This is a genomic window from Eubacterium sp. BL-380-WT-2B (genome assembly GCF_009696115.1).
Lineage (GTDB): Bacteria > Bacillota > Clostridia > Eubacteriales > Eubacteriaceae > Eubacterium > Eubacterium callanderi.
In genome coordinates this window covers 117,782-142,995 of the sequence record NZ_VUMP01000009.1, presented here as the reverse complement: position 1 = coordinate 142,995, position 25,214 = coordinate 117,782, and the positions used below count along the sequence as shown (strand labels likewise).

22 protein-coding genes are annotated in these 25,214 nt (G+C 44.1%); 15 read left to right on the top strand and 7 right to left on the bottom strand.

Translation table 11 applies throughout. The features are described from left to right. Nucleotides 1–195 precede the first annotated feature (195 nt). The 6 genes from FYJ53_RS17995 to FYJ53_RS17970 all read left to right on the top strand — a co-directional run bounded on the left by FYJ53_RS17995 (nucleotide 196) and on the right by FYJ53_RS17970 (nucleotide 8,214). Nucleotides 196–2,250, top strand: coding sequence for a penicillin-binding transpeptidase domain-containing protein (locus FYJ53_RS17995; RefSeq protein ID WP_243144004.1), 2,055 nt, complete (start codon nucleotides 196–198; stop codon nucleotides 2,248–2,250). A gap of 89 nt (nucleotides 2,251–2,339) precedes the next feature. Further along, nucleotides 2,340–2,933, top strand: coding sequence for a flavin reductase family protein (locus FYJ53_RS17990; RefSeq protein WP_013380571.1), 594 nt, complete (start codon nucleotides 2,340–2,342; stop codon nucleotides 2,931–2,933). Nucleotides 2,934–3,028: 95 nt separating this feature from the next. Then, complete coding sequence (locus FYJ53_RS17985) at nucleotides 3,029–3,586, top strand: biotin transporter BioY (RefSeq protein ID WP_013380570.1); 558 nt, start codon at nucleotides 3,029–3,031, stop codon at nucleotides 3,584–3,586. Then, nucleotides 3,583–4,554 carry a biotin synthase BioB gene (gene bioB / locus FYJ53_RS17980; protein WP_195840271.1) on the top strand — a complete coding sequence of 324 codons (972 nt, stop codon included), beginning with the start codon at nucleotides 3,583–3,585 and terminating at the stop codon, nucleotides 4,552–4,554. Before FYJ53_RS17985 ends, bioB begins: the two co-directional genes overlap by 4 nt. Then, nucleotides 4,547–5,236 (top strand): dethiobiotin synthase, encoded by a 690-nt coding sequence (gene bioD / locus FYJ53_RS17975; protein ID WP_148429015.1) that lies wholly within the window; start codon nucleotides 4,547–4,549, stop codon nucleotides 5,234–5,236. The genes bioB and bioD overlap by 8 nt, the downstream gene beginning before the upstream one ends. A 284-nt stretch (nucleotides 5,237–5,520) precedes the next feature. After that, the gene (locus tag FYJ53_RS17970) at nucleotides 5,521–8,214 is read left to right on the top strand and encodes a calcium-translocating P-type ATPase, PMCA-type (protein WP_148429013.1); all 2,694 of its coding nucleotides are present in this window, start codon (nucleotides 5,521–5,523) and stop codon (nucleotides 8,212–8,214) included. 22 nt (nucleotides 8,215–8,236) lie between these two features. On the opposite strand, the gene FYJ53_RS17965 is transcribed toward FYJ53_RS17970, so the two are convergent. Genes FYJ53_RS17965 through coaBC form a run of 3 tightly spaced genes read right to left on the bottom strand, consistent with a single transcriptional unit; the run spans nucleotide 8,237 to nucleotide 10,671 of the window. Continuing rightward, nucleotides 8,237–8,710, bottom strand: coding sequence for a threonine/serine exporter family protein (locus FYJ53_RS17965; RefSeq protein ID WP_148429011.1), 474 nt, complete (start codon nucleotides 8,708–8,710; stop codon nucleotides 8,237–8,239). Between the two features lie 3 nt (nucleotides 8,711–8,713). Further along, nucleotides 8,714–9,478 (bottom strand): threonine/serine exporter family protein, encoded by a 765-nt coding sequence (locus FYJ53_RS17960; protein WP_187367940.1) that lies wholly within the window; start codon nucleotides 9,476–9,478, stop codon nucleotides 8,714–8,716. Further along, the gene (coaBC, locus tag FYJ53_RS17955) at nucleotides 9,475–10,671 is read right to left on the bottom strand and encodes a bifunctional phosphopantothenoylcysteine decarboxylase/phosphopantothenate--cysteine ligase CoaBC (RefSeq protein ID WP_148429007.1); all 1,197 of its coding nucleotides are present in this window, start codon (nucleotides 10,669–10,671) and stop codon (nucleotides 9,475–9,477) included. The genes FYJ53_RS17960 and coaBC overlap by 4 nt, the downstream gene beginning before the upstream one ends. A 175-nt stretch (nucleotides 10,672–10,846) precedes the next feature. Between coaBC and FYJ53_RS17950 the strand changes: the two genes are divergently transcribed. Both FYJ53_RS17950 and FYJ53_RS17945 read left to right on the top strand, forming a co-directional pair. Then, complete coding sequence (locus tag FYJ53_RS17950; RefSeq protein ID WP_148429005.1) at nucleotides 10,847–11,467, top strand: ECF transporter S component; 621 nt, start codon at nucleotides 10,847–10,849, stop codon at nucleotides 11,465–11,467. Nucleotides 11,468–11,548: 81 nt separating this feature from the next. Next, on the top strand, nucleotides 11,549–12,076 hold the full coding sequence (locus FYJ53_RS17945; protein ID WP_148429003.1) for an FmdE family protein: 528 nt from the start codon (nucleotides 11,549–11,551) through the stop codon (nucleotides 12,074–12,076). Between the two features lie 42 nt (nucleotides 12,077–12,118). On the opposite strand, the gene FYJ53_RS17940 is transcribed toward FYJ53_RS17945, so the two are convergent. Genes FYJ53_RS17940 through FYJ53_RS17930 form a run of 3 tightly spaced genes read right to left on the bottom strand, consistent with a single transcriptional unit; the run spans nucleotide 12,119 to nucleotide 15,363 of the window. After that, nucleotides 12,119–13,288, bottom strand: coding sequence for an ABC transporter permease (locus FYJ53_RS17940; protein WP_148429001.1), 1,170 nt, complete (start codon nucleotides 13,286–13,288; stop codon nucleotides 12,119–12,121). Further along, nucleotides 13,275–14,420, bottom strand: coding sequence for an ABC transporter permease (locus FYJ53_RS17935; RefSeq protein ID WP_013380556.1), 1,146 nt, complete (start codon nucleotides 14,418–14,420; stop codon nucleotides 13,275–13,277). Before FYJ53_RS17935 ends, FYJ53_RS17940 begins: the two co-directional genes overlap by 14 nt. 10 nt (nucleotides 14,421–14,430) lie before the next feature. Continuing rightward, the gene (locus FYJ53_RS17930) at nucleotides 14,431–15,363 is read right to left on the bottom strand and encodes an ABC transporter ATP-binding protein (protein ID WP_148428999.1); all 933 of its coding nucleotides are present in this window, start codon (nucleotides 15,361–15,363) and stop codon (nucleotides 14,431–14,433) included. Between the two features lie 168 nt (nucleotides 15,364–15,531). Between FYJ53_RS17930 and FYJ53_RS17925 the strand changes: the two genes are divergently transcribed. The 7 genes from FYJ53_RS17925 (at nucleotide 15,532) to FYJ53_RS17895 (ending at nucleotide 23,649) form a co-directional block, all read left to right on the top strand. Further along, nucleotides 15,532–16,614, top strand: coding sequence for a sensor histidine kinase (locus tag FYJ53_RS17925; protein WP_148428997.1), 1,083 nt, complete (start codon nucleotides 15,532–15,534; stop codon nucleotides 16,612–16,614). Beyond that, nucleotides 16,595–17,215, top strand: coding sequence for a response regulator transcription factor (locus FYJ53_RS17920; protein WP_154557558.1), 621 nt, complete (start codon nucleotides 16,595–16,597; stop codon nucleotides 17,213–17,215). Before FYJ53_RS17925 ends, FYJ53_RS17920 begins: the two co-directional genes overlap by 20 nt. Before the next feature lie 13 nt (nucleotides 17,216–17,228). Continuing rightward, complete coding sequence (locus FYJ53_RS17915) at nucleotides 17,229–20,318, top strand: DEAD/DEAH box helicase (protein ID WP_148428995.1); 3,090 nt, start codon at nucleotides 17,229–17,231, stop codon at nucleotides 20,316–20,318. Nucleotides 20,319–20,336: 18 nt separating this feature from the next. Then, complete coding sequence (locus FYJ53_RS17910) at nucleotides 20,337–21,017, top strand: Crp/Fnr family transcriptional regulator (RefSeq protein WP_090412479.1); 681 nt, start codon at nucleotides 20,337–20,339, stop codon at nucleotides 21,015–21,017. After that, a complete protein-coding gene (locus tag FYJ53_RS17905) occupies nucleotides 21,004–21,684 on the top strand; it encodes a M48 family metallopeptidase (protein WP_090412477.1) in 681 nt (226 codons plus the stop codon). The genes FYJ53_RS17910 and FYJ53_RS17905 overlap by 14 nt, the downstream gene beginning before the upstream one ends. A gap of 67 nt (nucleotides 21,685–21,751) precedes the next feature. Then, nucleotides 21,752–22,024: a DUF1905 domain-containing protein gene (locus tag FYJ53_RS17900; protein WP_090412475.1), complete on the top strand. Its 273-nt coding sequence runs from the start codon at nucleotides 21,752–21,754 to the stop codon at nucleotides 22,022–22,024. A gap of 263 nt (nucleotides 22,025–22,287) precedes the next feature. Further along, nucleotides 22,288–23,649, top strand: a complete 1,362-nt coding sequence (locus tag FYJ53_RS17895; RefSeq protein ID WP_013380547.1) for a citrate/2-methylcitrate synthase — start codon at nucleotides 22,288–22,290, stop codon at nucleotides 23,647–23,649. Nucleotides 23,650–23,689: 40 nt separating this feature from the next. On the opposite strand, the gene FYJ53_RS17890 is transcribed toward FYJ53_RS17895, so the two are convergent. After that, a complete protein-coding gene (locus FYJ53_RS17890; RefSeq protein WP_148428991.1) occupies nucleotides 23,690–25,204 on the bottom strand; it encodes a DUF6056 family protein in 1,515 nt (504 codons plus the stop codon). Nucleotides 25,205–25,214 lie beyond the last annotated feature (10 nt).

Below are 25,214 nucleotides of genomic sequence, written 5' to 3'. Positions count from 1 at the left end.
GACCTCCTTGGATGGTTTATTAATGCCGTACGGCATTATACTTATTATTATACCGAAAATACTTAAGCTTAACCATAAAATATGATATAATCATTTTAGAAAGAGGTAATCGGCTTCATATGGAAACATATGTATTGTATGTATTGTATTTTTCAAAGAAGGGAAAAAACAATGAATGCGGAACATAGGAAGACAATGGACAAAAAGAAACTTTGGATGCTGGCAGGTCTTATCGCTGCGGTGCTGGTACTATGCATTGCAGCAGTGATTATTTTTAATGTGAACAATACGCCAGAAAAAGCTTTGAACACATACATCGAGGCAGTCAATCAACGGGATTATGAAAAAATGTACAGTCTGATCAGTGATGAGAGCCAACATAGCTATTCTAAAGAAACGTTTATTGAGCGAAACAAAAATATATACGAAGGTATTGAAGCACAGAATTTGGCCGTTACAAAGATACAAAACACTGAAAAAATTGATTCTGAATATACAAGAGTCACTTACGATTCTTCAATGGATACAGTAGCAGGGACACTCAAGGATCTTAATTTTGTGAATTTTAAAAAGAACGGCATGTTTAAACCTTATCAGATTGTCTGGGATTCTTCGGTTATTCTGCCGGCACTACAGGATGGTGATAAGGTCAGTGTGGACACCAATGCTGCAGACAGGGGTAATATTGAGGACCGTAACGGAAATCTTCTGGCAACAACCGGTGTAGCATCCTCTGTAGGGCTGGTTCCGGGGAAAATAAACGCAGAGACGAGGGACGCGGATATGGCAAAGTTCGCAGAGCTTCTCGATGTAACAATTGAAAATGTTCAGGCAGCTCTGTCTGCGGGATGGGTGACCGATGAGACCTTTGTCCCCATAAAAACCATAACTGCTGGCAATGCAGAGCTTGAAGCTGCACTGCTGCAGATACCGGGCGTTATGATCAATGATAAAACCCTTCGGGTCTATCCCTATGGCGAGAAGACATCACAACTCACAGGTTATATACAGGGGATCAGCGCCGAAGAGCTGGAGGAGAAAAAAGACCAGGGCTATACTGAGGCCAGTGTTATAGGGAAAAGTGGACTTGAAAGGCTGTATGATAAGTGGCTGAGAGGTCAAGACGGGGCTACCATCTCCATTAATCATACTGAAAATAACGGTGAAGTAAAAAATATCGTTTTGCAGGAAAAAGCAGCAGTCAGTGGAGAGAACGTTAAAACTACCATTGATGCAAACTTACAGAGTACACTTTATGACCAGTTTACTGCGGATAAGAGCGCATCTGCGGCTATTAATCCCAAAACAGGCGAAGTGCTGGCCCTTATCAGCACACCGAGTTATGACGCAAACGCTTTTATTCTTGGACTTAGCGATGAGCAGTGGCAGAGCATGAATGCCGATCCGGCTAATCCATTGCTCAACCGTTTTGAAGCCACCTACGCGCCAGGTTCCTCCTTTAAACCTGTGACTGGTGCCACTGGTCTGCAAACTGGTGCCTTTACAGCAGATGAGGACTTTGGCCCAAGCGGCCTTGTATGGCAGAAGGATAGCAGCTGGGGAGATTTTAACATTACAACGTTGGAAGAATACAGCGGACCAACAAATCTGGAAAATGCTCTTGTCTATTCAGATAATATTTATTTTGCTAAAGCAGCTTTAAAAATCGGAGGGGACCGTTTTACTGAAGAACTGAAAAAAATGGGCTTTGGTGAGGATATTCCCTTTGAGCTTGATATGACCGCCTCCCAGATTTCTGAAAGCGGCACCTTTGACAGTGAAGCACAGCTGGCTGCCAGCGGCTTTGGACAGGGACAGGTTCTGGTGAACCCACTGCATATGGCTTCAATCTATTCGACTTTTGTTAATGACGGCAGTATGGTTAAGCCTTACATCGAATACAGGGACAATGCGCAGGCTGAGTATTGGAAAACGCAGGTTTTGTCAAAGGAAGTGAGCGATACCATCCGCGATGATCTGGTACAGGAAGTGGAAAATCCAGCAGGCACAGGCCATGAAGCTCAGATTGAGGGCTTGAGCATTGCCGGTAAAACGGGAACTGCGGAGATTAAAGCGTCTCAGGAGGATACCTCTGGGACAGAGCTTGGCTGGTTTAATGCCTTTACAGCAGACCCTTCAAGCCCACAGCAGCTTATGGTTATCAGCATGGTTGAGGATGTTAAGGATCGCGGCGGCAGTCATTATGTTGTCCCCAAGGTTAAGACGGCCTTCGAAATGCTGGCGCGTTAATTCTTGAATTTTTGTGAACATGGATTGACTTTTCAGTGACAGGATGGTTATACTTAAAAATACAACAGAGTGAAAGGACATTTTTAAAGATGAGTAAAGCACAATGGCGGGGTGCCACCCTGCTGGCGCCGGTACCGGCCGTAATGGTATCCTGCGGTACCATGGCGGAATCTAACATTTTAACCATAGCCTGGACAGGTATTATCAATTCAAATCCACCCAAAACCTATATTTCCATAAGGCCAGAGCGCCATTCTTATGAGGTCATAAAAGAAACAGGGGAATTTGTTATCAATCTGACCACTGTATCACTTGTGAGAGCTACGGATTTTTGCGGAGTACGCTCAGGCCGGGATTTCGATAAGTTTGAAAAAATGGCGCTGACAAAGGAGTCTGCTGCGCATCTGAACTGCCCTATGATTGAGGAAAGCCCTGTAAATCTGGAGTGCCGTGTGAGAGAGATAATTCCTCTAGGTTCTCATGATATGTTTTTAGCAGATATTCTGGCAGTCAATGTGGATGAACAATATCTGGATGAAAGAGGCAAGCTTCATTTGGATAAGGCACAACTCATCAGCTATGCTCACGGTGAATATTTTGAACTTGGGAAAAAGCTGGGCAGCTTTGGCTACACCGTTCGGAAGAAAAAGAAAAAAATCCGAAAAAGGAATGTAAAAAAATAGTAGGAAGTCTTCAATGTCAACTATAATTTAAAATAAGGTTGACAATGGAGACTTTTTCTTTTATACTTTTTTTAATTAAAGTTTAGGAGAAAAAGATGGAAACAACGATGACAAAAACACGGTCTATGGTGCAGTGCGCATTATTTGCCGCGTTAGTGGCGATCGGTGCCTTTATACAGATTCCGGTGCCCTATATGGATTATTTTACACTGCAGTTTCTGTTTGTTCTGCTTGCAGGTATGCTTTTGGGTTCTGCCCGCGGCGCTTTATCAGTGAGCGTTTATGTATTGGTAGGCCTTGTGGGGTTTCCGGTGTTTGCTGCAGGCGGCGGCATCCAATATATTTTCAGACCGAGCTTTGGCTATCTGCTCGGTTTTATCCTTGCGGCATGGGTTGCAGGCTTTATTATCCAGAGAGGGCAAAAACAGAACTATGGCCGCTGTCTTTTGGCTGCCTTTACTGGACTTTTGATCACCTACGCTATCGGTTTAGTCTACAAGTATATGATTCTTAATTTCTATATGGCAGAGCCGACACCGTGGAGCATTGTTCTTTTATCCTGTTTTCCCCTTGATCTTCCCGGAGATATCCTGCTCTGTTTTATTGGCGCCGGGCTGGCGCACAGGATAAAACCATTATTGAGGAGGATATGATGAATATTGGTAATTTAGCAGAGAAAATAAAATACGGTTATGAGATTAACAGGGAGGAAGCACTGGAACTGGCGTACAGTTCCAATACAGAAGCATTGAGCACATACGCAGGCGAGCTTAGAGAACAACTCTGTGGCAGAGATTTTAATCTGTGTACCATCATTAATGGAAAAAGCGGTCGATGCAGCGAAAACTGTACTTATTGTGCCCAGTCTGCATGGTTTAACACCTGTGTGGAGGAATATCCACTGCTACCAGAAGAAACCGTGGTGGAAAGCGCCCTGTCAAATTACCGCCAGGGTGTACATCGTTTTTCGATTGTGACCTCTGGAAAACGGCTTGAGGATGAGGAGGTGGACGCAGTCTGCTGTATATATGTAAAGCTTGCAAAGACCACCCCAATGGGGCTCTGCGCATCTCATGGGCTTCTGAGCTATGAAGCACTTTTAAAGCTCAGAAAGGCTGGTGTAACGCGTTATCATAATAATCTTGAAACCTCAGAGAGATTTTTTGCGAAAATCTGCACAACACACACCTATTCGGAGAAAAAAGCTGTCATCAAAGATGCCAAGAGAGCAGGGCTTGAAGTATGCAGTGGGGGTATTATCGGCCTCGGTGAATCCATGGAGGATCGTATTGATATGGCCTTTACTCTGAAACAGCTCGATGTGGGTTCGGTGCCGCTCAACGTGCTAAGCCCGATTCCCGGAACGCCTCTTGAGGGCAGAACCCCCCTTGCCTATGATGAAATAGTCCGCACAGCCGCCATTTTTCGCTTTATTTTACCAAAAGCACAACTCCGTCTGGCCGGGGGGCGTGCACTGTTTCCAGATAAGGGAAAGCGTCTGATGAAAAGCGGTGTGAATGCAGCGATTTCAGGGGATATGCTTACCACAGCCGGGATTGCCACGCATGAAGATATCGCCATGATTAAGACTCTCGGGTTTGAGGTGAAGGCTAATGTGTAAAGGAATTTTTATCACCGCCACCGGTACTGATGTAGGAAAAACCTATATCACCGCCAGAATTATTAAGGGGATCATCGCGCAGGGGATAAACGCTGGATATTATAAAGCCGCGCTCAGCGGCACAGAAGTTGAAGCTGGAAAAAGGATTGCAGGAGACGCGGTCTATGTATTCCGCTTTGCCGGGCTTAAGGGTGAGCCTAACCAGGCAGTGACGACATTGCTTGATTATCCAGCGTCACCACATCTGGCGGCGCAGATGGAAAATAAGCGTATTACGCTAGCACCTATTCTGCAGGATTTTGACAAAGTAGCCTCCGTTTATGACTATGTGGTTATGGAGGGGAGTGGTGGTATTATCTGCCCCTTAAACCTGGAGGGATCGACGCTTATGCTGACGGATGTAATAAAAGCTTTGGCGTTGGAGATTGTGATTGTCGCAGATGCCGGGCTTGGGACCATTAACAGCACACTCCTTACTCTGGAATATGCCAGAAGCATGAAAATTGACACACGCTGTATTGTGCTGAATCGATTTGATGAAAGTTCTGCCATACATCGTGACAATAAAAAAGTTATTGAGATGATGACAGGCTTGGAAGTACTGGTCTGTGGAGTTCAGGGAGATCTGGATATTTTGTCGATTAAAAAAATTTTACTTGCAAATCTACTTGACAGCATTTGAGACCTCCGATATAATTGATATTGTTAAAAGGGAGTAGTTGAAACGGTAAAGTCAACATACTGGTGCAGAGCACCTGGTTTTACCGCCTTTATTTATTCAAAGGTAATGAGACTTTTAGCGTATTTTTAGAATACGCTGGAGGTCTCTTTTTTGATGTTGAGCTTATTTTTTTGGAAAAATGGCAGCGAATAAGAATGGTAACGAAACAAATGCCGATTTCCAAGAAATTTGTGATCCCTATACGCTCTTTTAACAGGGTAAAAATTTAAAAAGGAGTATCGTTGATGAAAGCATTTCAGGAAACGACAAGTCAGACGCTTGAACGGTTAAATGTCGATCCGGGATTGGGGCTAAGTAAAAACCAGATCGAGGAAAGCCGTTTAAAGCATGGGGTTAATGCGTTCACCAAAGGAAAGCCAAAATCTGTTTTCAAAAAGATATGGGATGCGGCCACAGAACCCATGATTGTTATGCTGTTAGTGGCAGCTGCAATCACCCTGGGTGTTAATTTTGTCCGCTATTTTACCGGAGGACAAACCGAATTCATCGAATGTATCGGTATTTTTGCCGCTATTTTTCTGGCGGTCGGCGTTACCGTCATTATGGAAGGGCGGAGCGAAAAAGCGTTCGAGGCGTTAAACCAGATTAATGAGGATGTGCAGGTCAAGGTCATGCGAGGAGGCAGCGTTACCCTGATATCGCAAAAAGATCTGGTGGTCGGGGATATTATGGAGGTAGCCACTGGCGACATGATCCCTGCTGACGGCCGTGTGACCGAGTCGCTGGGACTGAGAGTTGATGAATCCTCTTTGACGGGAGAGAGCCTTCCGGTTAAAAAAGAAGCCGAACTGGTTTATGATAATCCTAAGACTCCGGTAGCCGAACGCGCCAACATGCTCTACTCTGGATGCTTTATAACCGGAGGCAGCGGCACCATGGTTGTGACTGAGGTTGGGGATGGTACTGAGTTTGGAAGTATTGCACGCGAGCTTTCCAAAACGGAAAAGGGCTCTACACCGCTTCAGGAAAAGATGGACCGATTGGGGAAGCTTATTACAATTCTGGGTGCGACCGCGGCAGCGATTGTTTTTGTCATTCAGCTGATCATTTTTGCTTCAACAGGTACCTTTAATCTGGATACAGTATCTGAAGCTTTTATTACCAGTATCGTTCTGATCGTTGCAGCGGTCCCCGAGGGGCTTCCGACCATTGTGGCGGTTTCACTGTCCATTAATATTATTAAAATGGCCAGACAAAACGCTCTGGTTAAAAAACTGATCGCCTGTGAAACCATTGGCTGTATCAATGTGATCTGTTCAGATAAAACTGGCACACTGACCGAGAATCGCATGACAGTTACAGATATTTACTCCGATGGACATTTGATCACACCAAAGATTCTCGACAATGATGCCTTAATCCAGAATTTTACCATCAACAGCACCGCAGATATTGAGCAGGGAGACCAGCCAAAATTTATTGGAAACCCGACAGAATGTGCGTTGATCATGGCCTATGAAAAAGCAGAGGCGCACCGTGCATCTTACAGCGATCTGCGTAAAAATGCAAAGATTACCTTTGTTTTCCCGTTTTCCTCTGAGACAAAAAATATGACGACCATTGTAGAACGGGATGGGGGAAGTGTAGCCTACTCCAAGGGAAGTCCTGAAAAGATCATCAGCCAGTGTAGTCATATTATGATTGATGGACAGCCTGTTCCTTTTTCGGAAGAGCATATCCAGCAGATTGAAAAAGAAATGACTGGTTTTGAGAAAAAAGCCCGCCGTGTGCTTGCTTTTTCACACAAATCGCTTTCAGGTGTTCGGACAATAACCGAGTACGAGGAACGCCGTACACATATTGAGTCTGATATGATTTTTGATGGTTTTGTCGCCATTACAGACCCACTGCGCGAGGATGTCTATGAAGCGGTTAACCGCTGCCGCAAGGCGGGGATTGAGTTAAAAATCCTGACAGGGGACAATATTGTAACAGCCCGCGCCATCGCCGACGAGCTGGGCCTTCTGAAACCTGGAGACGCAGCGGCCGAGGCCCACAAGCTCGAGGATCTGAGCGAAGAACGTCTCATTGAGCTGCTGCCAAGGATTAAAGTTATTGCCAGAAGCACTCCTGTCGTTAAAATGCGAGTGGTAAACGCCTTAAAGAAAATGGGGAATGTGGTCGCTGTAACCGGAGACGGTATCAATGACGCGCCAGCCATTAAAAACGCTGATGTGGGCATTGCTATGGGGATTACCGGAACAGAGGTATCCAAAGAAGCCAGTGATATTGTGTTGCTTGATGATTCTTTTTCCACTATTGTCAAAGCTGTTCAGTGGGGGCGTGGGATCTACGAGAATTTTCAGCGCTTCATCCAGTTTCAGCTTACCGTTAACCTCTCTTCGGTTATCGTGGTTCTGTCCTGTATTTTGCTTGGATTAAAATCGCCATTTACCGCACTTCAGCTTTTATGGATCAACATTATTATGGATGGGCCGCCGGCCCTTACGCTGGGCCTTGAACCGATCCGAGACGACCTTATGAACCGCCAGCCCATCTCACGAGATTCCAATATTGTGAGTAAAGGTATGCTTTCACGCATTGCCTGCAATGGTATTTTTGTTTCCATCATTTTTATGATGCAGGCTCTGTTCAATATTCTGGGCGGCGCTGAAGGAGAACAGTATACCATTCTTTTCACACTCTTTGTGGTCATGCATCTATTCAATGCATTTAACAGCCGTGAACTTACCGATACCAGTGTCTTTTCCAACTTTTTCAGCAATCGTCTGATGCTGCTGGTCTTTGGTCTGACTTTTATGCTGCAGGTGGTCATCACTCAGTTTGGTGGAATTCTTTATAATACCGTACCGTTATCCTTAAGCATGTGGGTTAAGATTGTTACTTTAGGTTTATCGGTTATCGTTGTTTCTGAAGCCTTTAAGCTTATCAAGAGAAAACTGTTTAAAACAGCATAAAATAAAAAGACTCTGTTTTTCTTTAACGAACAGAGTCTTTTTTTCTACGCTTTTTTAATTCCTTTCGTATGTTCAGCCAGATACGAATACTTGAAGAGACGATAATGATCCCCATGGCGAGTGCGCCGGCAATGCCAAGGGTATGCAGGCCTGTGTTGATGGCATCATCCACACGCCCGTTGATGAAATGCTCCATTGTATAGTAGATGCCGCCTCCAGGAACAAGAGGGATAAGGGCAGCGGCCAGATAAATGGTAGCTGGGGCTTTGAAACGCCTTGCCATGATCTCAGCGTAAAGCGACACAGCTAATGTCGCAATAAAATACTGAGGGATATCGTTGATAAAAAAGCCCTGCAGACCCATATACAAAAACCAGCCTAAGGCACCGCCAATTCCGGCGATGACAAGTGCCTGACCGCGGATATTGAAGACAACACCAAAGGCTACCGTGGCGGCAAAAGCATAGAAGCATTGGAGTAAAAGACTGCTTTCCATAAGCTATACCCCCAGAAAAGGACGCAGGAAGGTCAGCGGGATAGCGGCCCCTACAGCAATCCCTGCTCCGATCAGCAGAGCCTCTGTCGTTTTTGTCACGCCGGCCAGCAGATCACCAGCAATAATATCCCGCATAGAATTCGTGATCGCCAGTCCGGGTACCAGTGTCATGATGGTGCCAATGATGATTTTGTCCATATTAGCGGCAAAGCCGGAGCGGACGAATCCCAGAGCGCACAGAGCAATTACTGCGCCGCAGATTACATTTTCAAAGAACGCATTGGTTTTAATTTTTTCCAAAGCGTTAAAAATCACCTTTGTCAGAGCGCTGATAAAAAATGCGGCAAAGGCATCTGGCAGCGTTCCTTTAAAAAGCAGCGTGAAAAAGAAGGCTACAAAGGAGAAGGCCAGCACCTGCTTAATAAGAGAGTAAGGAGGAAAACGGCGGATCGCCTCAATGCGCCTCTGAACCTCTTCATAAGGCGGGATAGTCGCACACATTTCGCGGGAGAGTGAATTCAGGCGCTCGACCTTATACAGGTCGGTTCCACGGCTGAAGATCCGCTTGGTCAGTGTCAAAGGGGGATTGTCGCCGACACGGATCGTAATAATAATAGTTGTAGGAACCGCGAAAATCTCGGCGTTATCAACGCCATAAGCCTGGCAGATACGTCGCATGGAGTCCTCGACACGATATATTTCCGCACCGCTTTCCAAAAGCATATCGCCGATTTCCATGGCCACTGTGATGAGATGTGTCGGTGTCATGGCAGGCATTCCAAAATTGTGTCAAGAATCTGTCCCGCAACATCCTCCTTTGTCTGCTTTGGAAGTTCTGTAGCACGGTCTTTTGTGATAACGGTTACGACATTTGTGTCCCCGCTGAATCCTGCACCTTCTACCTTTAGATTGTTTGCGATCATCATGTCAACATTTTTGCGTATCAGTTTGGCTTGAGAGTTTTCCAGGAGATTTTGCGTTTCCATGGAAAAGCCGCAGAGAAACTGCCCCGGCCGTCTGTTTGCGCCCAACCAGGCCAGAATGTCCTGGGTGCGGTCGAGAGCGATGTTCATGGCACCTTCTTTTTTCTTTACCTTTTCATCAGAATAGTCGGAAGGAGTATAGTCGGCTACAGCCGCAGCTTTGATGATAATATCCTGTTGTTCCGACCGGCTGCTGACCGCCTCAAACATATCTTTTGCGGAAACGATATCGACCATATTTACAAAAGGGACTGGAGGCAGTGCGGTTGGGCCGCTGACAAGAGTGACCTCGGCTCCGCGGAGCATGGCATTGCGCGCCAGAGCATAGCCCATTTTACCGCTTGAATGGTTGGTAATGTAGCGGACCGGGTCAATGGCTTCACATGTTGGGCCGGCGGTTATCAGCACTTTTTTTCCAGCAAGATCTTTTTCAAAAGCGATTTCCTTTAGAATATGATCGATCAGGACTTCTTCCTTAGGGAGCTTGCCATCGCCGATATCCTTACAGGCGAGAATCCCGCTGTCTGGCTGAACGATTTCAAAGTTATATTTTCTTAAAATATTCAGATTGTCCTGGACGACCGGATTGTGAAACATATTCGTATTCATAGCGGGTGAGACGATTTTTTTGCAGGTGCAGGCCAAGGCCGTTGTGGTCAGCATGTCGTCAGCCAGGCCGTGTGCCAGTTTTGCAATCACGTTGGCTGTGGCGGGAGCGATCATGAGCAGATCAGCCCGTTTGGCCAGCGAGACGTGTGCGACATTGTAGTTGATGGTTTTATCAAAGGTATCGACGATACAGTTATTGCCTGTCAGGGTGGAGAAGGTCATTGGGGCGATAATCTCCGTTGCGTTAGGGGTCATAATAACGTGGACGTCACATCCCCATTTTGCCAGAGCACTGGCGACATTTGCCATTTTATAGGCTGCAATACTGCCACTGACACCAAGGATAACGGTTTTATTTTTTAAGTTCATCTTTTATGTACTTCCTTCGTTCAAATTTACTAGGAGATTATATCAAAAATAGAACCTTCCGTAAATGCAGTTTGGGTAAAAAAAGACTTGAAAGCTGATCTTTTTTCATGTAAAATAGTCACGATTAAGCATTGTATCCGGCTTGACTGGAACGATAGCAGGAGGAAAATCGAATATGAAAACACGAACGACCAAGGAATTGGTCCAATTGTCACTTTTTGTGGCGATTATTGTCCTGATGGCAGTTGTCCCATTTTTGGGATACATTCCGCTGGGTTTCACCCGTGCGACCATTATCCATATACCCGTAATTATTGGAAGTATCATACTTGGTCCAAAATACGGAGCGTTTTTGGGATTTGTTTTTGGTCTCACCAGTCTCGTGAACAATACTTTTAACCCAACGGTAACCTCTTTTGTATTTACCCCATTCTATTCACTGGGAACCTATAATGGTAATTTCTGGAGTCTTGTGATTTGTTTTGTACCCAGAATTTTAGTGGGGATTGTTCCTTATTATATTTACAAGGGATTGAAAAAAGTAAAGGACAGTGATGCACTCGCTTTAACCTGTGCCGGTGTTGGCGGCTCGCTCACCAACACACTGCTCGTTATGAATATGATTTATTTCTTTTTTGGACAGAGCTACGCATCTGCAAAGGAAATGGACATCTCAGCGCTTTATGGGGCCATTTTGGCAGTTATCGGTATTAACGGTGTTCCAGAGGCGATTGTTGCCGGAGTATTGACGTTAGCTATTTGCAAAGCGCTGTTAAAATATGGTGTTAAAAAATAATAATTTACCGCATTTCTCAGGAATGCGGTTTTTTTAATAATATGGTATAATCATTACAAAACTAAAAGGGATGTGATTGTTATGAAGGATTCATTATGGATAAAGGCTGTTGAATTCCACGGACACGAATGTCCCGGGCTGGCCATTGGCGTCCGTGTCAGCGATGCGGCAAAAGAAATGCTGCGCATCGGTTCATCGGAGGATGAAGAGATTGTGTGCGTTGCGGAAAATGACTCTTGCAGTGTGGATGCGGTGCAGGCTCTGCTCGGCTGTACTTTTGGAAAGGGGAACCTTTTATACCGAAATACCGGAAAACAGGCTTTTTCGTTTTTTAACCGTGCTACGGATGAGAAGGTGCGCATTTATCTGAAAGCCCGCAAAAAAGGGTCAATGGGTAAGCCTGAATATCAGGAATACCTGTTAAACGCCCCCCTCGATGAGCTGTTTGACTATTCAACACCAAAATTTGAGCTTCCCGAAAAAGCCCGGATTTTTACCACGGTCTTTTGTGAGCTTTGCGGCGAAGGCGCTCCAGAGCATAAAATGCATTTACAGGAAGGAAAAATTGTCTGTGAAGATTGCTTCAAACCCTATAACAGAGGCTGGTAAAAAACAAGAAGGCGCCGGAATAAAAAATCCGGTGCCTTCTTGTTAATTTCGGCTTAACTGGCGATATCGGCTGATCATCAAACCGACTGCGAAGATAGCGATAATGAAGCCTGTCAGAACCAGCATGTCGGCAAAAACAGGGGACAGGGCTTTCTTACTGAAACTCTTTAGTCCGATAATGGCATTATTTGCTTTAATGTACCAGTAGGTTGGGGTAAAACTGGCGATGGCCTTAACCGAGTCCCCCAACAGATATTGAGGAACAAAAACACCGCTTAGGAAGCAAAGCCCCAGTGAGACCACATTAGCAACGGCGCTTTGAATATTATAGCTTTTTATGAACTGACCTGTCAGAAAGGCAATACCGAGTGCAGTAAAGGTCATAAGCAGAGCATTGACACTACAGAGTAAAACCAGAGGCAGGTTTTCTGGCGTAATGTCATAAAGCACAAAAGCAACCAGAAGCATAAAGCTCCAGACAATGATACCGAAAATCGTGCTGGCGATTGCCAGCTGGGCATTAAAATTTTTAAGGCGCATAGGAGCACAGCTGTTCCGGCGTTTGATATCCTGATTATTAAAGACCATCATAATCGAGGAGATGCCGAGAATCAAAACAGCCAGCAGGGCATAGGCCAGATAATTAAAGTAATAGGAATAGCTTGGAATTCCCTCCTCGATGGAAATTTGATCCAGAGTGACAGTTGTCTGATCATCCATACTGGCGGCTGTCTTTTTTGATAGCTCTGCCTGGCTGATATCTGGAATTCCCTTTAGATAAAGCTGTGCCGTATTAAAATACTGGTTGACAAGCTGGCCCGCCTGATATTCAAAATCACTGTCAGGAACGGTGTTTTCAATGATTTCGGGTTTTTCTCCTGCCATAAAAGCTTTGGTAAACCCTTCAGGAATGGTTGCGATATAGACGACCTCTCTGAAAAAAAGTGCATCCTTGAATGTTGACGGATCATCCTTCAGTGGGACAATGTCAGCATTCTGGCCAAGATAATCGGTAAAGCCACGGAGCAGCTCGCTGTTTTCATCATGATTGATAACGGCCACCGATGGTTTTTGGGGTATAAAATTCGTATTGTTATTTGTCTGTGACATCATTGAAAATAAAACAGCCAGGCCGATGAAAATAACGATATAAATCATCATCTGCATGAGGTTGCTTTTAATGATTTTAAAATAGGTTTTAAAGACTTGCATATTGCTGCCTCCGGGTAATAAAGTAGGTAAGGGTGGAAAAAATCAGTGCAAATATGCACAGAATAGCGATGCAGGTATAAAACTTTGGTCCGCCGTCATAGTAATAAAGACTGTAAAAAGCGTCAGTAATCTGACTGACAGGGTTGACCGCCTCAGCCCAGGGAGCGCTCAGACGAATGCTGTACTTGATGTCTGGCGACATCATACCAGCCAGAAACGACATGAGCATGGTGATTGCCACGAGAATACCTGTCTTAAGGCCCTCGCTTCCTTTTACCAGAACACCGATCATTGTTCCGAAGGTAATGCCGCAGACCGACCCGACCAAGCTGATCAGAAGAATTTCAGGAATATGATTTCCCATCTCAACATTCAGAATAAAAACCATGTAGGCAATTAGGATAAGAATCTCAATAAAATGAATGGTTAATGTCGCGCAGAAGTTGATGCCCAGTAACTTAAGTTTGTGTGTAGGTGCGACAGCCAGACGAGAAGCCTTGTCCGATAAATTGGCCTGAATATCAACCATATCCTGAAGTCCCAGAAATGCGCCGTAAAAGCAGGCCATTGCCAGGAGCGCATAATAGCTGATGAGGAGTGTGTTCAGGCTTTTGTCTGTCAGAGATCCAGCGATTGTGTAGTCTTTAGAACTACTGATATCATCCATAAATCCCTGAGCAAAAGCTTGTGGATTCGACTGAGCAACATCGGCAGCTGTGTGGTAAACCCGAATGTACTGATCCAGCACATTTTTGATAATCGTCTGATTGACTCCCGATTCACTCACTGTGAGCTCAGGTTTATCACCGGTCATGGCAATGATGCCGGATACTGTGCCATCAGAGAGCCATTCCAGTGCTTTGCTGGTATCTGAGGTGAGTGAGATCTTTAAAATCGAGTCCGGTTCACTGGAGACCGCTTTCAGGGTTTCCTTGAAACTTTCGCTGTTTTGATAATCTTCATTATCGATCACAGCAACAGGAATTGCCTTAAAATTATGACTTGAGAAAATGTTGCTGAAGGCAAAATGAAACAGAGTAGCCAGTAACAGTGGGAAGAGCAGGGTCCAGAATACCAGTGCCTTATCCCGCAAAAGGCATTTTATACGGTTGGTATATAAAAAGGAAAACATGCAAGGCCTCCTAATCTCTCAGCTCTTTACCCGTGATTTCGAGGAATACATCATTGAGTGTTGGTTCCTCAGAAGTGACACGGCCAAAGCTGATTCCGTTATTTTGCAGATAGTTAAGCAACTGCATCAGATTATTTTTCCCACCGGAATAATGGATTTCCAGAAAGTTGTTCTGATAGCGGACCTTTGAAACAGAGTCCTGTGCCTTAATGATGCGAAGGTGAACGTCAGAAAGGTCAAAGATTTCAACATGTACGGTTTCTGCTGATCGAATCATGGCTTTCAGCTCTTCCTTTGTGCCCATTGCCAGGGTTTTCCCTTTATCCATAATGGCAATGCGGGTACAGATCTGCTCGACCTCTTCCATATAGTGTGAGGTATAGACGATGGTTGCACCCTCCCGGTTGAGCTTTTGAATACCCTCCAGAATAGCATTCCGGCTCTGGGGGTCGACGGCAACTGTCGGTTCGTCCAGAATAATAAGCTTTGGCTTGTGCGCAATGCCACAGGCAATATTTAAACGTCTGAGCAGGCCTCCGCTGAGTTTTTTAGGCAGAAAGCGTTTGAAATCTTCAAGACCGACAAAATGAATCGCCTCCTCAACCAGCGCGCGGCGCTCTTCTTTATCTTTAATGTAGAGACCGCAAAAGTAGTTGATGTTTTCATAAACGGTCAGCTCATTAAACACTGCGACGTTTTGCATGACAATTCCAATGTCCCGCTTGATAGCGTAGGAGGTTGGAGTCATGGGTTTTCCAAAAACCTCAATGCTGCCTTTGTCATATTTAAGTAAAGATAAAATACAATTGATGGTGGTGGACTTTCCCGACCCGTTTGGCCCGAGCAGACCAAAAATTTCGCCTTCTCTTACCTGAAGATTAAAATGATCAACGGCGACGAGTTCACCGTAGCGCTTAACTAAATTTTGAACATTAATGACCATGATGGTGCCTCCTGTATGTGATGCTTTTATTTTACGCTGATGTCTTAGCTTTCGGTAGTGTCTTACATCAATAAAATGTATGACAAATGTAATTAAGAAAATAAATTTGTGTAAAAACTAAAAGAGTGGTATAGTAAAGTATTAAGAGTTTTATTGAGGGGGAAGTTTATGAACAGCCTGTTTAACCGTGTTACGCTGTTGGTTTGTTCCTGTGCGCTGGTCGCCCTTGGCAGGATTAGTATTTTTTCAGTTGTTGCTTTTTTGGCTGCAGTGACAGTTTCAGCACTGAACTATTATTTTTCAAACCGCTACTTTAAAATTGCAGCTATCGGCGTATTTACCATTGCTTCCTTTTACTTTACGGATTTTTTCTTTTACTATCCGCTTGTATATTATGATGCTTTCAGCAAGAGTGGCATTGGATTATTTTTTCTGGCTGGTACAGCCCTTGTGGTTAATCTGAAAAGCTTGCCTTTTAATATCGGACTGATCCTGGTTATTCTTTTTGGTCTTTCAGGCCTGCTTCGCAGAAACGAGGAGCTGGTCAACCGGCTGAACCGTGATTACCGTACACTTCGGGACACGACGCGTGAAAATGCAATGCTCTTAGAAAGTAAGAACAAAGACCTGATGGAAAAACAGGATTATGAGATTAATCTGGCGACTTTAAATGAACGAAACCGTATCGCCCGTGAAATACATGATAATGTTGGACATTTGCTGTCCCGTTCCATTTTACAGGTGGGTGCGCTCATGGCAATTCATCCAGAGGCACCGCTTCAGGAAAATCTGGTTGAAATCAAGGATACGCTTTCTCAGGCTATGGACAGTATCCGGGATTCAGTGCACAATCTTCATGATGAATCCATTGACTGCCAGACACAGATATGCTCACTGATCGATGATTTTGATTTTTGTGAGGTTTCCCTTGATTACGGAATTGAAGGGAATCCCTCGAAGGAACAGCGTTATGCCTTTATTACGATCGTAAAGGAGGCGCTTTCAAATGTTATGCGCCATTCGGACGCCAGCAGAGTAAAAGTCTCTCTGAGAGAGCACCCGGCATTGTACCAGCTCATTATCGAGGACAACGGCACTACAACGGCCTCAGGCCACAGCGGAATTGGCCTGCAGAATATTGCGGACCGGGTAGAGGCCTTGAACGGCAATCTGAACATTCGAAGAGAGCGCGGTTTTCACATTTTTATTTCCATTCCAAAGGAGGAACACCATGAAAGTAATCGTCATTGATGATGACCGTCTGGTCTCAGTATCCCTTAAAACTATTTTGGAGGCAGACCCTGAAATTGAGGTTGTAGCGCTGGGAAACAGCGGCGGAGAGGCTGTCGTTTTGTACAACGAGTATAAACCGGATATCCTGCTCATGGATATACGGATGGACGGTATGACCGGTCTTGAGGCTGGTGGGCTTATTCTTGCAGAGGACAGGGATGCCCGTATTCTATATCTCACCACTTTTTTAGACGATGAATATATTATCAAAGCGCTCAAAATAGGCGCAAAGGGCTATTTGCTCAAACAGGCCTTTGAGAGTATTGTGCCAGCGTTAAAGGCAGTTTACAGCGGACAGAGTGTGTTTGGCGATGAAATTGTGACGAAGATCCCGATGCTTCTTGGCGGCGAAGCCGCTGTGGATTTTTCCGCCTACAGCATCAGCGAACGAGATCTGGAAATTATTGAGGGAGTGGCTCAGGGGCTGAGCAACCGGGAAATTTCAGAAACCCTTTTTCTGAGTGAGGGGACAGTGCGCAACTACATCAGCAATATTTTAGATAAACTGGAGCTGCGTGACAGAACCCAGCTTGCCATTTTTTATTTCAACCATAAATAAGGAGGTTCTCTCCATGGATGATGAGATATTGAAAAAAACGGAAGAAAATAAAATCTTTTCCGGTGAAATTACACCTGAGGATATGGATGAGTTGTTATATCCTCAGGAAGGTAATCATGAAAAAAACAAAAAACAAGTAAAAGAAACATTCAGATGGAAGTCGGGCAGTGAAAAGGAAAAGCCCCGGGTTCAGCAGATGACGGACTCAGCCGTACTCAGGCTGATGGACCGTTATGCGGAAAAATCGAAGAATGCCGCTTTGGAAAGCGGCTCCGGCCAGAATGTTCGCCTTGAGCCGACACTTATGATTACGGACAGCTATTGGTACGGTTCGTCTGCCAAGCTGGCTTTTAAGATTGGTGAAGACCGCCTTTACGTTATAAAAGACCTGAGTGCTTTTATGGCGGCTTTTGAAAATGGAGAGGAAATCCGGTATGGTAAAGCCTTGATTTTACGCCATTTTGAAGAGAATTTTGATGAGCGCAGCAGAAAGTATCTTCATTTTCTCAAAAGCTTTTACAATGAGAGCAACAATCGGGCTTTGGCGGTTTATAAAAAGAGCCTTAATGATAATGTAAAATACATGTACCTTAACGGCCCAACGCTTGACGCATATATGGCAATCTGGGACGAAGATCCAGAGATTCCTGTTGATATTGAAGGCTCGGCCATGTCCGCCACGATTGTTCATTCTAACGCCCATATCAGCATTCGGATTTCTGATATGGGAAAGTCCTACACCATCGAACTTTTAAATGACGAGGCATTGGTATTAGATGGGCAGGAACGGCTTTATATCTTTGAAAAGGGAAAGCTTTATTATTGTGATCCTTCCTACAGCCGCAATACGAGAGATTTCCTGAAGACCATTATCCGCAATAAGCTGACAATGACTGTGATGAAAAAGGATATGAAGGGCTTCTATAATACAGTTTTATCCAGTCTTGAACCGTATTTCTCTTTTATTTCAGACTGCGACTTGAGTACCTATGAGCCTAAACCTCTGGTGGCTAAGGTTTATTTTGACGCGCCACAGGAGGACTTTGTCATGGGAAAAGTATTTTTCAGCTATGGTGATGAGGAGCATGAAGCGTTTAAACCCAAGGACCTGATTAAAAGTCAGGATCTGCGCGGTGAATATCAGGTAGAGCAGCTTATCAAAAGATATTTGGACAGCTATGATGCCATCGGTAATTTTGCATATATTGACGGTGATGAGGATAAAATTTTCGATCTTTTCAGTGAGGGTCTGGAGGCGATATCTTCAAATGCTGAAATCTTTGCGACGGATCAGTTTAAAGGCTTTAAAATCAAGCCGCCTGCTTCTGTTCGTGTAGGCATAAAGGTAAGCGGCGATCTGCTTGATCTGAAATTTGATCTGGACGGGTTGGACATACATGAGCTGACCGAGGTGCTGAACTCGTATCGCCGGGCTAAAAAGTACCACCGGCTAAGGGATGGCAGTTTTATTAATATTCAGGATAATGCTTTAGGCGAGTTTTCAGAGTTAGCAGATGTATTAAGCTTGAGCGCAAAGGAAATTGAGAGAGGGACCGTGTCGGTTCCGAAGTTCCGAGCACTGTACCTGGATGCTCTGTTCAAACAGAGCGAGGGGATTAAATATAATCGGGATACTGTTTTTAAGCAGATTGTCAGAGATATCAAGGATGTTTCTGATTCTGACTTTGAAGTACCCACCACGCTGAAGCCCATTTTGCGAAATTACCAGAAAACAGGTTTCAGATGGCTTAAAACCATTGCTGCCTATGGATTTGGAGGTATCTTAGCGGACGATATGGGGCTTGGAAAAACGCTGGAAGTAATTTCTCTGCTGCTGTCTCAGAAAGAAAGCGAAGTTCAGACGACGTCTCTGGTTATTTGCCCATCCTCGCTGGTATTAAACTGGGAAAGTGAAATTGCACGTTTTGCGCCTGAACTTAAAGCAATTGCCGTCATGGGAACTGCTGCGGAGCGCCGGGATAAAATCGCCGGAGCGGCCGAGGCAGATGTGCTCATTACCTCATACGATCTGCTCAAAAGAGATATTTTGTATTATGAAGATTTGCATTTTCATTATGAAATCATCGATGAGGCCCAGTACATTAAAAATCATAATACGCAAAATGCTAAATCCGTTAAGGTGATTAACAGTGCGGTTCGTTTTGCTTTGACGGGTACGCCGGTAGAAAACAGCCTAGCAGAGCTCTGGTCCATCTATGATTTTTTAATGCCGGGATATCTTTATACCTATCGGAAGTTCCGTGAAAAGTTTGAAATACCCATTGTCCGCGAACAGGATAAAAAGATACTGGAACGGCTTAACAAGCTTGTATCGCCCTTTATTTTACGCCGTTTAAAAAGCGATGTTCTCAAAGAGCTCCCTGAAAAGACTGAGACGACCATGTACGCATCTATGGATGGTGAACAGAAAAAGCTCTATCTGGCCAATCTTTTAAAAAGCAGAGAGGACCTGGCATACGAGCTGGACGGAGGCGATTTTGAACGCCGGAAGCTTATCATTTTGGCAATGCTGACTCGGCTTCGCCAGATCTGCTGTGATCCGTCACTTGTCTATGAAGATTACACTGATGTAAGTGCCAAGCTTGAGCTCTGTCTGGAAATACTAGATACCTCTTTAGCTTCTGGACATAAGGTGCTTTTGTTTTCACAGTTTACCTCGATGCTGGAGATCATTGAAAAGGAGCTTATTAAACGGGAAATTGATTTTTACAAGATCACAGGACGGACAAAAGCTCAGGAGAGACTGCGTCAGGTTAATGCCTTTAACGAAGATGATACGCCAGTATTTTTAATCTCCCTTAAAGCTGGGGGGACAGGCCTCAACCTGACTGGCGCTGATGTGGTTATTCATTATGACCCGTGGTGGAATCTCAGCGCACAAAATCAGGCGACTGACCGCGCTCACCGTATAGGCCAGACAAATAGTGTCCAGGTCTATAACCTTATCGCAAAAGACAGTATTGAAGAAAAAATACAAAAAATGCAGCAGGCTAAAGCTGAGCTGGCAGATTCGATTATCCGCGAGGGTGAAGGAGCCATTGCCAGCATGTCTAAAGACGAGATTATTGGACTTTTCGAATAGCTTAGAAAGGAAGTTCATATGAAAGAATACATGGAAAACCTGGAAAAAAGTGCGCTTTTTAAATCCATTCAGAGAGATAATCTTTCAGCTGTGCTCAAGTGTCTGGGCGCTGTTTTAAAGCAGTATGATAAAAATGAGCGTATCCTGAACAGCGGAGATGAAGTCATTGGTGTGGGGATTTTGGCTAAGGGGCGTGCCCAGCTTATCAAAGAGGATGCCATGGGGAACCGCAATATTATCGGCGAGATAGAAGGGGGTGAGCTTTTCGCAGAATCCTTTGTCTGTGCGGGTATAAAAGAAAGCCCTGTAACCGTCGTGGCCCTTGAAAGCTGTGTGGTTCTTTTTATTCAGGTCAATAAAATCATTGATGTCTGTAGCAATGAATGCAGTTTTCATAAGCAGATTATCAACAACCTGCTTAAGATTATTGCCAGAAAAAATCTGAATCTGAATCGAAAACTGGATTATCTGAGTTTGAGAACTACGCGTGAAAAGCTTTTAGAATATTTAAATGACCAGCAGCGCCGAGCCGGGACTAACCCTTTCACAATCCCTATGAACCGGGTACAGCTGGCAGATTATCTGTGCGTTGACCGAAGCGCGATGTCGAGAGAGCTTGGCAGGCTGAGAGATGAAGGAATCCTTCAGTTTAAACGCAGTCTTTTTTATCTGAAGGATATCGAGAATGACGCCTTATAGAGTACGAAGAAGCCGTCGTAAAACAATCGCGATTCATATTTTGCCCGATGGACAAGTGGAGGTCCGTGCGCCATTAAGGACGTCCCCAAAATTTCTGGACCGTTTTGTGCAGGAAAAGGCAGAGTGGATTGAAAAAGCCAGTACCGAAGCCCGAAAAAGGCATGAAAAACGGCAGGCATTTATATTAAAAGATGGCTGTTTACTGCTTTATATGGGAGACAAACTGCCACTGGTATGCTGTGAAATCGAAAAACCTCTCTTTGATAAGGAGTGCTTTTACGTACCCGAGGGATTCGCAGAGGAAAAGATTAAAGAGGCGATTGTGAAATTATATCGCTCCGAGGCCAAAAGGGTTTTAAATGAGAAGGTCCATTATTTTGCTGAGCAGATGCACGCGAGACCAACCAATGTAAAAATTAATAGCGCCCGTACGCGATGGGGCTCATGCTCTGGAACAAACAGTCTGAATTTTTCATGGAAGCTTATAATGGCTCCCGAAAGGGCCATCGACTATGTGGTGATCCACGAGCTCGCCCATACCTTTGAGCATAATCATTCGGCAGCTTTTTGGAACATTGTCGCTGCGTTTATGCCAGATTATAAAATGCAGCAAAGTATCCTCAAAGAATTAGGGATTCTGTTGCGTACACAAAACTGGGAGGTCTGATTATCATTGTGTTTAAGGAATTTGCTCCCGGGTATATCAACAGAAAATTATTTTAAGGAGGGTAATAATGAAAGAATTGTACGAGTTTGAGGCAGAGATTAAGAAAGTACCCGATATCAATGGTGCTTATATTGAAATACCATTCGATGTTAAAGAAACTTTTGGCCGTGGGAGGGTGAAAGTGCACGCTACTTTTGATGGCGAAACTTATGATGGAAGTCTGGTACGCATGAAAACACCTTGTCATATCCTTGGTATTCGAAAGGATATCCGTGAAAAAATCGGGAAACAGCCTGGCGATACCGTCCATGTAACGCTCAAGAAACGAGAGAACGAATAGGACAGAAAATAAAATATTTTGCTTTAAAACGAGAAAAGTTTTAACGATTTAAAGTGCCAAAATAAACTTTTGCGTTTGAAGGATTTAAAAAATAGTCTTTCAAATTTAGGTTTAAAGATTTCAAAAATTCATAAAAATTTAAGAAATATGCAAAAACAACAGATAAAGATTCATCTGTTGTTTTATTTTTTATCTTATTTTAAGGTTTTGAGGTTATAATAGATATATTATAATCTGATAAATAGACGAGGGAGAGTGAAAAAATGACAAATGTATTTTCAGAAGAAAAACCCGAAGTGCTCGACTATATTGAAAAATTAGAGAAAAACAATCATATTGATCCGGAATTGTTCGATAAATACAAGGTAAACAGGGGTTTACGTGACTTGAACGGAAACGGTGTTCTCACGGGATTAACAGAAATTTCTGAGATTATGTCCTTTATTATGGATGGAGACCAGAGAATCAACTGCGACGGACAGCTTTACTACAGGGGAATCAATGTTCAGGATCTTGTAAAAGGTTTTGTAAAGGAAAAACGTTTTGGCTTTGAAGAAGCGACCTATCTGCTTTTATTTGGCGAGCTGCCTAATAAACAGGATCTGGATATTTTTGTGAAGGTATTGTCGCATTACCGAACACTGCCAACAAGCTTTGTCCGCGATATCATCATGAAAGCACCCAGCCGTGATATGATGAATACTTTGGCTAGAAGCGTTCTCACACTTTACTCCTATGATGACCGTGCCAGTGATACGTCAATCCCCAATGTATTGCGTCAAAGTCTGGAGCTGATCGCATTATTTCCATTGCTCGCAGTATATGGTTATCAGGCTTACTGCCATTATGAACTGGGCCAGAGCCTTTACATTCATTCACCACAGCCAGAGCTCTCGACAGCTGAAAATATTCTGTATCTTTTAAGGCCAGACAGCAAGTATACTGAGCTTGAAGCCAGAATTCTTGATATTGCCCTGGTACTTCACGCAGAGCATGGTGGTGGGAACAACTCAACCTTTACCTGTCATGTCGTTACATCCTCAGGTACTGATACTTATTCTGCCATCGCTGCAGCTTTGGGATCACTTAAAGGTCCAAAGCATGGTGGAGCCAACATTAAGGTCTGTGAAATGTTTGAGGACATGAAGAAAAATGTCAATGACTGGAACGATGAAGAGGAAATCAGCATTTACCTGAGAAAGCTCCTGCATAAGGAAGCCTTTGATAAAGCCGGGCTGATCTATGGTATGGGCCATGCGATTTATTCTAAATCTGACCCGAGAGCCGAAGTCTTTAAAAAATTTGTACGCAACCTTGCAGAGGAAAAGGGGCGTATGGATGAGTTTGCGCTGTATTCCAATGTAGAGCGTCTCGCGCCGCTTATTATTTCTGACGAAAGAAAAATGTACAAAGGGGTCAGCGCTAACGTTGACTTTTACAGCGGTTTTGTTTATCATATGCTTGAGCTGCCGACTGAACTCTATACACCGATTTTTGCAATCGCGCGTATTTCGGGATGGAGCGCTCACCGAATTGAAGAACTTCTCAATGCCGGAAAAATTATCCGCCCAGCTTATAGAAATGTGCATGAGCGCAGAGAGTATATTCCAATTAATGAACGTTGAGAATGCAAAAAAGCATCAGGATTGTAACCTGATGCTTTTTTTAATTGCGGATCGCAACAGAATCTTTGTTGTAATACCTGGCGACACTGATATTTCGCCAATCATTTTTATCTGTCTTGATATCATCGTAATACAGAACATAAGGTTTTACCGTATAAGCGAGGACATCGGCATGATTAATAGTCTGATTTTGGTAGATTTCCTTTCGTTCATTGGCCTCCAAGGCATACTGTGCCGCAGAGCCGTCAGCGAGTGACTGCAGAGCGCTGAGGCTTGTTACCGGTGTTTTAACCAAGGGAAGAGTCAGAATGATAAGGACCAGGGCAGCACTGCTGTAAAACGCTGGCCGCAACATTGACTTTTTCAAACGATTGTGCCCCATCGTGTTTTGAGAATTTTGGTGCTTTGGTCTACGGTGGAATAGCCATCCTGAGATATAAAAAAGCATAAAACCCCAGAGCCATAAAAAATTGAAATACAAAATATTCATAATCCGCGTTTCCCAGATGAGACTTCCAGCCCCCAAAGCATAGATAGGCGGAGTAAATCCGGCTGCAAAGACACAGAACGCAAGCACCAGTGTTACAAAGGGATACCGGAAAGAAAAATGACTTTTGTACGCCAGTTTGACCAGAAGGACAGAGAGGAGAAAAATGCCTGCCGCAACAGGGACAGACATCCACTGCAGAAAATACTGTCCAGCATATTGAAAGGATTGTAAAACAGCAGAAACTGGAGAAGGCTGCGACACGAGGGTCCTAAGTGTATCGGCCTGCCGTACGCCGTTGCCTGGGGCCAGAGCGGAAACGAATAAGCCGGTAAGCGAAAAAACAAAAACCAGAACAGTGCCAAAACAGTGTGTGCTTTTGCGGTACCAGAGGACGGTGGACATTGCAGCCAGAAGTATAAGGTTTACCAGGGAGGATATAAAGTTACCTCCAGAAATAAGAAAACCAAGGATGCATGCGCTGGCAAGGGACAAATATTTGTGTCGCACAGGCCTTTTTTGATAGTAGATAAGCAGCAGTGCAAAAAAGGTCAATGACATAGCGTAAATAAAGGTATACGAAATAGCGCCATCAAACCAGTATAATCCCTGAACAGCTGAAGGCAAAAACTGAAGCTCTAATACTAAGAGTGTACAGCCAATGATGAGTGTTGTATTTCGGTCTGCATTTAGATAATTTTCCAGCAAGATCTTTAAAAAGAAAAAAGTACTGAAGATAACAGACAATACCATAACGACTGGAACCCAGTGGTACAATCCAAAAACAGATGGTTGAAGCGCGCCCAGAAAGGTTGCGAAGAAATTTCCGTCCCAAGTCATATAAGAGTGCACCATTTGATTCCAGGCAGTGAGCAGAGTCTGAAAAACAGAGCCGGTACTCTCCCAGGTTTGCCGTGTCAGCAGCCCATAGACATAATCGTCTGCTGAAGGCTGATCATAAATTGAGATAGAAAAAATTGGAAGAAGCGTGATTAAAAAAGTGAAAACGATCAGGAAATTTCCACAATTTTTTTTAGAGACAGGTGTCAGTAAAGCATATCTGTTCATAGCATTCTCC

Coding starts and splice junctions, on each gene's coding strand:
- FYJ53_RS17940 (WP_148429001.1), bottom strand. CDS start 13,288: ATGCAAGTCTTTAAAACCTATTTTAAAATCATTAAAAGCAACCTCATG.
- FYJ53_RS17965 (WP_148429011.1), bottom strand. CDS start 8,710: ATGGAAAGCAGTCTTTTACTCCAATGCTTCTATGCTTTTGCCGCCACG.
- FYJ53_RS17985 (WP_013380570.1), top strand. CDS start 3,029: ATGGAAACAACGATGACAAAAACACGGTCTATGGTGCAGTGCGCATTA.
- FYJ53_RS17945 (WP_148429003.1), top strand. CDS start 11,549: ATGAAGGATTCATTATGGATAAAGGCTGTTGAATTCCACGGACACGAA.
- FYJ53_RS17950 (WP_148429005.1), top strand. CDS start 10,847: ATGAAAACACGAACGACCAAGGAATTGGTCCAATTGTCACTTTTTGTG.
- FYJ53_RS17920 (WP_154557558.1), top strand. CDS start 16,595: ATGAAAGTAATCGTCATTGATGATGACCGTCTGGTCTCAGTATCCCTT.
- FYJ53_RS17915 (WP_148428995.1), top strand. CDS start 17,229: ATGGATGATGAGATATTGAAAAAAACGGAAGAAAATAAAATCTTTTCC.
- bioB (WP_195840271.1), top strand. CDS start 3,583: ATGATGAATATTGGTAATTTAGCAGAGAAAATAAAATACGGTTATGAG.
- FYJ53_RS17900 (WP_090412475.1), top strand. CDS start 21,752: ATGAAAGAATTGTACGAGTTTGAGGCAGAGATTAAGAAAGTACCCGAT.
- FYJ53_RS17960 (WP_187367940.1), bottom strand. CDS start 9,478: ATGACACCGACACATCTCATCACAGTGGCCATGGAAATCGGCGATATG.
- FYJ53_RS17935 (WP_013380556.1), bottom strand. CDS start 14,420: ATGTTTTCCTTTTTATATACCAACCGTATAAAATGCCTTTTGCGGGAT.
- FYJ53_RS17930 (WP_148428999.1), bottom strand. CDS start 15,363: ATGGTCATTAATGTTCAAAATTTAGTTAAGCGCTACGGTGAACTCGTC.
- FYJ53_RS17890 (WP_148428991.1), bottom strand. CDS start 25,204: ATGAACAGATATGCTTTACTGACACCTGTCTCTAAAAAAAATTGTGGA.
- FYJ53_RS17895 (WP_013380547.1), top strand. CDS start 22,288: ATGACAAATGTATTTTCAGAAGAAAAACCCGAAGTGCTCGACTATATT.
- FYJ53_RS17990 (WP_013380571.1), top strand. CDS start 2,340: ATGAGTAAAGCACAATGGCGGGGTGCCACCCTGCTGGCGCCGGTACCG.
- FYJ53_RS17995 (WP_243144004.1), top strand. CDS start 196: ATGGACAAAAAGAAACTTTGGATGCTGGCAGGTCTTATCGCTGCGGTG.
- FYJ53_RS17905 (WP_090412477.1), top strand. CDS start 21,004: ATGACGCCTTATAGAGTACGAAGAAGCCGTCGTAAAACAATCGCGATT.
- bioD (WP_148429015.1), top strand. CDS start 4,547: ATGTGTAAAGGAATTTTTATCACCGCCACCGGTACTGATGTAGGAAAA.
- FYJ53_RS17925 (WP_148428997.1), top strand. CDS start 15,532: ATGAACAGCCTGTTTAACCGTGTTACGCTGTTGGTTTGTTCCTGTGCG.
- coaBC (WP_148429007.1), bottom strand. CDS start 10,671: ATGAACTTAAAAAATAAAACCGTTATCCTTGGTGTCAGTGGCAGTATT.
- FYJ53_RS17910 (WP_090412479.1), top strand. CDS start 20,337: ATGAAAGAATACATGGAAAACCTGGAAAAAAGTGCGCTTTTTAAATCC.
- FYJ53_RS17970 (WP_148429013.1), top strand. CDS start 5,521: ATGAAAGCATTTCAGGAAACGACAAGTCAGACGCTTGAACGGTTAAAT.